This window comes from Mucilaginibacter sp. P5_A6 (genome assembly GCF_056400585.1).
Genome location: NZ_JBFUKZ010000012.1, coordinates 161,342 through 168,407, shown reverse-complemented (window position 1 = coordinate 168,407; position 7,066 = coordinate 161,342). Strand labels below are relative to the sequence as shown.

Sequence of the window (7,066 nt, the reverse complement as noted above, 5' to 3'; positions counted from 1 at the left end):
GATCTTGGTAGTGAGAGACAAATTTGCTATGAGTGCCTCGGGAACGAACCCTAACAGCTGTTTTACGCTGATGTTGTGGTCTTTAAATATGGCCATATCTTATTGATTATCAGCCAATAAGATACAAAATTAACATGATAAAAACAATTAAATAATTGGTAATCAGATAGTTAATTTCAAAATGCAAAACCTATAAAAACAAAAAAGTCGGAAGAATAATCTTCCGACCATGACTGGGTTTTCACCAGGCTTTTTTAATATCTATAACGGAGTAATTTATACCCCCAATAACAATCTTGCAGGATCTTCCAGTAATTGTTTTACACGTACCAGGAAGCTTACCGATTCGCGGCCATCAATGATGCGGTGATCATATGACAGGGCCAGGTACATCATCGGGCGGATAACCACCTGCCCGTTTACGGCAACCGGGCGCTCAATAATATTGTGCATACCTAATATAGCAGACTGAGGCGAGTTTAATATCGGGGTAGACATCATGGAACCAAACACACCACCGTTGGTGATGGTGAAAGTACCGCCTGTCATTTCTGGTATAGTTAGTTTGTTTTCGCGGGCTTTGCCTGCTAATACAACAATTGCCTTTTCAATTTCGGCAAGGCTCATGCTATCTGCGTTACGGATCACCGGAACCACCAAACCTTTAGGGGCCGATACAGCTATCGAGATATCGGCAAAGTTGCTGTAAACAACCTCTTCGCCCTCAATACGGGCACCAACAGCAGGCCAGTCTTTCAAAGCTTCGGTAACCGCCTTGGTGAAGAAGGACATGAAGCCCAGGCCTACGCCATGTTTCTCTTTAAATTTATCTTTGTATTTGCCACGCAGTTCCATGATGGGTTGCATATCCACTTCGTTAAAGGTGGTAAGCATGGCTGTTTCATTTTTAACAGCAACCAGGCGTTTGGCAACAGTTTTGCGCAGCGAGGTCATTTTCTCGCGTTTTTCGCTTCTCTCGCCGGCTACAACAGGTGCGGCGGCAGGAGCCGGAGCAACAGCCGGTTTAGCAGCTGGCTGGGCAGGTGCAGCCTGCGCGCCAAGCGCGTCGCCTTTGGTGATGCGGCCATCAACACCGGTACCGTTAACACCATTTGGATCAACGCCTTTTTCGGCCAATATTTTTGCAGCAGCGGGTGAAGGTGTACCTGATGCATAAGTTTTACCACCAGAAGTACCGGCGCCACCGCCACGCGGCGATTCATCCGTAGCATTAACCACTTCTGGTGTAACATGCACAGCAGCGGGTTTTGCAGCGGCTGCACCTTCAATGGTACAAACTACTGCGCCAATGGGTAGTACATCGCCTTCTTTGGCTATAGTTTTTAATATCCCGGCTTTTTCGGCAGTTAATTCAAAAGTTGCTTTGTCTGATTCCAATTCGGCAATGGCTTCGTCCATTTCAACGGCATCACCGTCTTTTTTTATCCAGCGCGATAAGGTTACTTCTGTAATAGACTCACCAACAGTTGGAACTTTAATTTCTAAAGAACCGGCACCCGTTGCGGGTGCAGGAGTAGCGGCAGGCGCTGCTTCGGCCACAGGGGCCGGTGCAGGAGCATTGGCTACAACTTCAGGCTGCGGCTGTGCTGCCGGAGCAGCAGTACCGGCTCCTTCTTCAATATTGGCAACCAGTGCGCCAATAGCTAAAGTATCGCCTTCTTTGGCAACTGTTTGTAAAGTACCTGCACGCTCGGCAGTAAGTTCAAAAGTAGCCTTGTCCGATTCCAATTCGGCAATAACCTCATCCATTTCCACGTGATCGCCATCTTTTTTAATCCAGCTTGATAGGGTTACTTCTGTTATTGATTCACCTACGGTAGGTACTTTGATCGCTAAACTCATATTTTAGTATTGTAGATTTATATATTTTATTGGTGCGGGTTTTAGGTTCGCGTTGCGGGTTACGAGGTTCGGGTGCCGGGCTTTTCTTACCCGTAACACGATACCCGCAACCCGCAACCGAAATTATCAATCCGCTCCCGCATCAGCCATTTTTTTGGCTGTTTTTTTTATTGCTTGCTTTACCACTTTGCCCGCAGGCGCTTCAAATGCTTTTGAAACAATGTACAGCTGTTGCGCGGCATGTTGCTTGGCAAAACCTGTTGCCGTACTACTGCCTTCATTACGCGAGATCACATTCAGGTTAATCACCTTATCGTTATGGAACTTGCGGCAAATATATGGCCATGCACCCATATTCTCCGGCTCTTCCTGTACCCAGATAAACTCGGTTGCTTTATCATATTTCGCCTTAATCTTCAGGATCTGGGTAACCGGTGTTGGGTATAATTGCTCAACGCGTACAATGGCTACATCATTGCGTTTATCGGTCTGTTGTTTCTCCAACAAATCGTAATAAACCTTACCGGTACATAGTAATACCCGTTTTACCTTTTTAGCATCAGCGTAAGTATCATCAAATAGCTCATGGAATTTACCACTGGTAAAATCCTCAATCGGCGATACGCATTTAGGGCTGCGCAACAAGCTCTTTGGCGTAAATATGATGAGTGGCTTACGGAAATCGCGGTGCATCTGCCTCCTTAAAATATGGAAGAAGTTTGCAGGTGTAGTACAGTTTGCAACCTGGATATTATCATCGGCGCAAAGTTCCATAAAGCGCTCTACGCGCGCTGATGAATGCTCCGGACCCTGACCTTCATAACCATGCGGCAATAACATTACCAAACCATTACCACGCTGCCATTTGGTTTCGGCACTGGCAATATATTGGTCAACAATGATTTGCGCGCCATTAAAGAAATCGCCAAACTGGGCTTCCCATATGGTAAGCGCATTGGGGTTTGCCAGGGCATAGCCATATTCAAAACCTAAAACACCATACTCGGATAGCAGGGAGTTATAAATGCTCAGCTTTGCTTCTGTTTCTATAGTAGCAAGCGGCGTATACTCATCTTCAGATTCGGCCAATGTTAATACCGCGTGGCGGTGCGAAAATGTTCCGCGTTTTACGTCCTCGCCGCTTAACCTGATGGGGTAACCATCTTTTAGCAAAGTACCGTAGGCCAGCAATTCGCCCATAGCCCAGTCAAATACCCGGGTTTTGTTAACCATGGCGTTACGGTCTTCAAACAGTTTTTCTATCTTTTTAAAAAACTCTTTGTTTGGCGGTAAGGTGGTTATTTTGTTACCTATTTCCAATAATTCTTCTTCCGGTACCGATGTTTCAACCGTGCGAACAAATTCTTTGTGACTGGCCAGGTGTAAACCGCTCCAGGCGCCTTCAAACATGGCAATGGTATCGGTAAACTTATCTTCGGCTTTTGATTCATCCAGCTTTTGCTGCAGCTCGTCTCTGAAAGTTTTCTCCATTGATTTAAGCAGTTCGGCATCAATGCTGCCTTCGGCTATCAATTTCTGGTTGTAAATTTTCAACGGGTTGGGATGCGCTTCAATAGCCTTGTATAATAATGGCTGGGTGAATTTTGGTTCATCAGCCTCGTTATGGCCATAACGGCGGTAACAAAGGATATCAATAAACACATCCTCGTTAAATACCTGCCTGTACTCCATGGCCAGGTTAACTACATAGGCCAAAGCCTCCACATCATCGCCATTTACGTGAAATACGGGAGATAGTACAGTTTTAGCCACATCGGTACAATAAGTACTTGAACGGGCATCTTTATAGTTGGTGGTAAAACCTATCTGGTTATTAATAACCAGGTGAATGGTGCCGCCGGTGCGGTAGCCATCAAGTTTTTCCATTTGTAAAACTTCGTAAACAATACCCTGGCCTGCAACTGAGGCATCGCCATGGATCAATATAGGGGCTATCTTGGAATGATCGCCATTGTATTTAAAGTCGATCTTTGAACGGGTAATCCCTTCAACAACCGGGTCAACCGCCTCTAAGTGCGATGGGTTAGGGCACAAGCTTAAGTGTACTTTTTTACCGTTTGATGTAATTACATCGGTAGAAAAACCTAAGTGGTATTTAACATCGCCGCCAAAAGGTGATTCAGAATCAAAGTTTTTACCTTCAAACTCAGAGAACACCTCTTTATAGGTTTTCTCCATGATGTTGGTAAGCACGTTTAAACGACCGCGGTGAGCCATACCAATGATAAACTCCTCGATACCCAGGTCGGCGCCTTTTTTAATAACCGAATCCAGTGACGGGATCAGCGCCTCTGCTCCTTCGAGCGAGAAACGTTTTTGACCCAGGAACTTGGTACCTAAAAAATTCTCGAAAGTTACAGCCTCGTTCAGCTTATTCAGCATCAGCTTTTTCTCGTCGTTGGTGAATGAAGGCGTATTGCGATGCTTCTCCATCCTGTCCTCAAACCATTTAATCTTGATAGGATTACGAATATACCTGTACTCGGCACCAATGGCCTGGCAATAGGTATCTTCCAGCAGCTGGCGGATGTCGCGCAGTTTGGCTGCACCCAGGCCAACTTCAACACCGGCGTTAAAAACCGTATCCAGGTCGCCCTCGTTCAGGCCAAATGTTTCCAGTTCTTTACCAGGGTAATAGTGGCGGCGCTCGCGCACAGGGTTGGTTTTGGCAAACAGGTGCCCGCGTGAACGGTATCCATGGATCATGTTTAACACATTGATCTCTTTTAAAAAGTGATCGTGCGTTTCATCACCAATTGCAGGGGCTGCCGATGTTGCAACCGTGCCGGTCGCGTTGGTATTTAGGTTAAATTCAAAACCTTCGAAAAACTTTTGCCATCCATAATCTACCGATTCGGGGTCCTGTTTGTATGCTTCGTATAAGGAATTGATGTAGTCTGCGTTGCCGCTATTAATATAATTTAGACGATCCATGTGAAAATGATCTTTAAAACGGTACAAAAGTAAGCATATAGGCTTATATACTTCACAATTAATTGTAAAGAAATTTGGGAAGAAATGGTGCGGAGGTGTATTTAAGAAGGTTTCGCGCGAAGACGCTTAGGCGCAAAGAAGCTAAAATAAATAAACCGAACCGTCATTGCGAGGCACGAAGCAATCCCAAACTATACAGATCGGATTTGCAAAGTTTCTCTGTCAGGCCTACCGTGTGTACACATCTTTTTAATAAAAGAAAATGACAATCGTTTTTAAGTATCGATAGAATCTAAAATGTGTACACACGGTAGCTGTAAGGCGGGGATTGCTTCGTGCCTACCTATGACGTATTTGTTTTTACACAAACATTCGCTTGAACGCTGGCACCGACTCACCCCGGCTACGCTGCGCTGGCCGACCCTCTCTCCGGCTTACGCCGCAAAGAGGGTGAAGCTCTTTTTTTTATATTTCTCCGCCCCTCTATGCGACACAGTCGGAGAGAGGGGCAGACGGGCGTAGCCTCGTCGGGGTGAGTCGATTCGGCGCCATGCTATATACGTCATTCCCCCTTCAGAGTTTCGCGGAATTTTACCACTCGCAATGACGCCATAGCCGTTAACCTAAGGAAATTTTGAAAAGTTTTTTTTGAGATGTAGTCACGATGGGGCTTCGCCGTTGGGCAAAACCACTTAGATTTTCCCATATTTGTATAATTTATTTTTGATGAAAAAGGCGGTTGTTTTCGAGACATTTTACCGCCTTTTTCTTGTATAAATATACCGATTTTTTTTAAAAAAGCAGCTGTTTTGTAGGAGAAAAGCTGCTTTTATTTTCAATCAGGATCAATTTATTGCCGGTAGGTGGTCAACTTTGCAGAACAGTATAAGTGCTGCTCTTGATCCTTTAAAACTGGACCAACTGGCTCGTGAAAGCGGTTTCATCCGCCGGAAATCCAAACTTAAACCTGAAGAATTTATCGACACCCTTATGTTTAGCGAGTGCGATCACAGTCAGCTAAGCTTACAGGATTGTTGTAACGACCTGGCTCAACAGCATCGGAAGTCTTTGAGTAAGGTAGCCCTGCATAAACGGTTCAACGACAGGAGCCTGGATTTTCTTAAACTGGTTTTAGCAGATCAGATGTCTGCTAAATTAAATATTGAGCAGGAGCATCACTGGCAAGCTTTCTCCCGAGTTCTGGTTACCGATTCCAGTAAATTTATTCTTCCTGAAAGATATATAGCCGATTATCCTGGCTTTGGCGGCCGTAATAAGCTATCGCTGATGAATATACAGTATACATTTGATCTGAAGCATGGTGACTGGGAGAACCTTGAATTGACCAAGGCAACCGAAAATGACCAAAGTCATTCCAAAAAGACGCTGAACAGGATCGGTAAGAACGAGCTTCACATCCGGGACATGGGATATATCACAATGAGCTACCTGTCGAAAGTGATCGGGGAAGGGGCCTTTTTCCTGAACCGGATGCCTTCCTTATGGAAACCTGTTCAATGCAGTAGCGGTAAAGCGATTGACTGGTCTGCCCGCTACCGGGAGATGCAAAACAACAAGCAGAATCGCTTTGAAACGATGGTAGCCATAGGTAAAGGTAACGATGCCTTTTGCTGTCGCCTGATCACAGTACCCGTATCTGAAACGGTATGGGCCGAGCGCATACGTAAAGCCCAGCTACAGGCAAAAGGGCGCGGCTGGGAAGTTTCTGATGACTATAAGGAGCGTTGCCGGTTCAGTATATTTATAACCAATGTTAAACAAGAAATATTGGGTGCAGATGATATTATTCAACTATATCGCTTAAGGTGGCAGATTGAACTGGTGTTCAAAACATGGAAGTCGTTGCTGAGTATTCACCGGGTTAAAGCCGTAAAAAAAGAAAGACTGGAGTGCCAGCTGCTGATCAAATTCATCTGGATATTACTCAACTGGAAGATATTCTATAGTATCGATGCTTTTATACAAAAAAACAGCGCTGGATATGCCTGCTCTGTTTGGAAGTTCTTTAAACAAATACAACATTATAAACACTCGTTAAGAAGCGTGATCGCTGGCCGTTTGAGCTTCAAAGACTGGTGCGAAATATGTATCTGCCCAATCATAAAAGGCCTACTCATCGAACCTAAAAAATCCAAAGTACCAGCTTTTGCTATTGTTAATCGAATCTTTAATCCTTAGGTTAACGGCTATGGCAATGACGCGTGGATATGTGCTTCATTAGAAGTAC

General features: G+C 44.9%; 3 protein-coding genes. 1 reads left to right on the top strand and 2 read right to left on the bottom strand.

Annotation, left to right across the window (positions count from 1 at the left end):
- Window positions 1-276: 276 nt before the first annotated feature.
- Both odhB and AC1DO4_RS14925 read right to left on the bottom strand, forming a co-directional pair.
- A complete protein-coding gene (gene odhB / locus AC1DO4_RS14930) occupies window positions 277-1,863 on the bottom strand; it encodes a 2-oxoglutarate dehydrogenase complex dihydrolipoyllysine-residue succinyltransferase (protein ID WP_477417134.1) in 1,587 nt (528 codons plus the stop codon).
- A gap of 126 nt (window positions 1,864-1,989) precedes the next feature.
- A complete protein-coding gene (locus AC1DO4_RS14925; RefSeq protein ID WP_477417132.1) occupies window positions 1,990-4,818 on the bottom strand; it encodes a 2-oxoglutarate dehydrogenase E1 component in 2,829 nt (942 codons plus the stop codon).
- A gap of 873 nt (window positions 4,819-5,691) precedes the next feature.
- Between AC1DO4_RS14925 and AC1DO4_RS14920 the strand changes: the two genes are divergently transcribed.
- Complete coding sequence (locus AC1DO4_RS14920; protein WP_477417130.1) at window positions 5,692-7,017, top strand: IS4 family transposase; 1,326 nt, start codon at window positions 5,692-5,694, stop codon at window positions 7,015-7,017.
- Window positions 7,018-7,066: the final 49 nt, after the last annotated feature.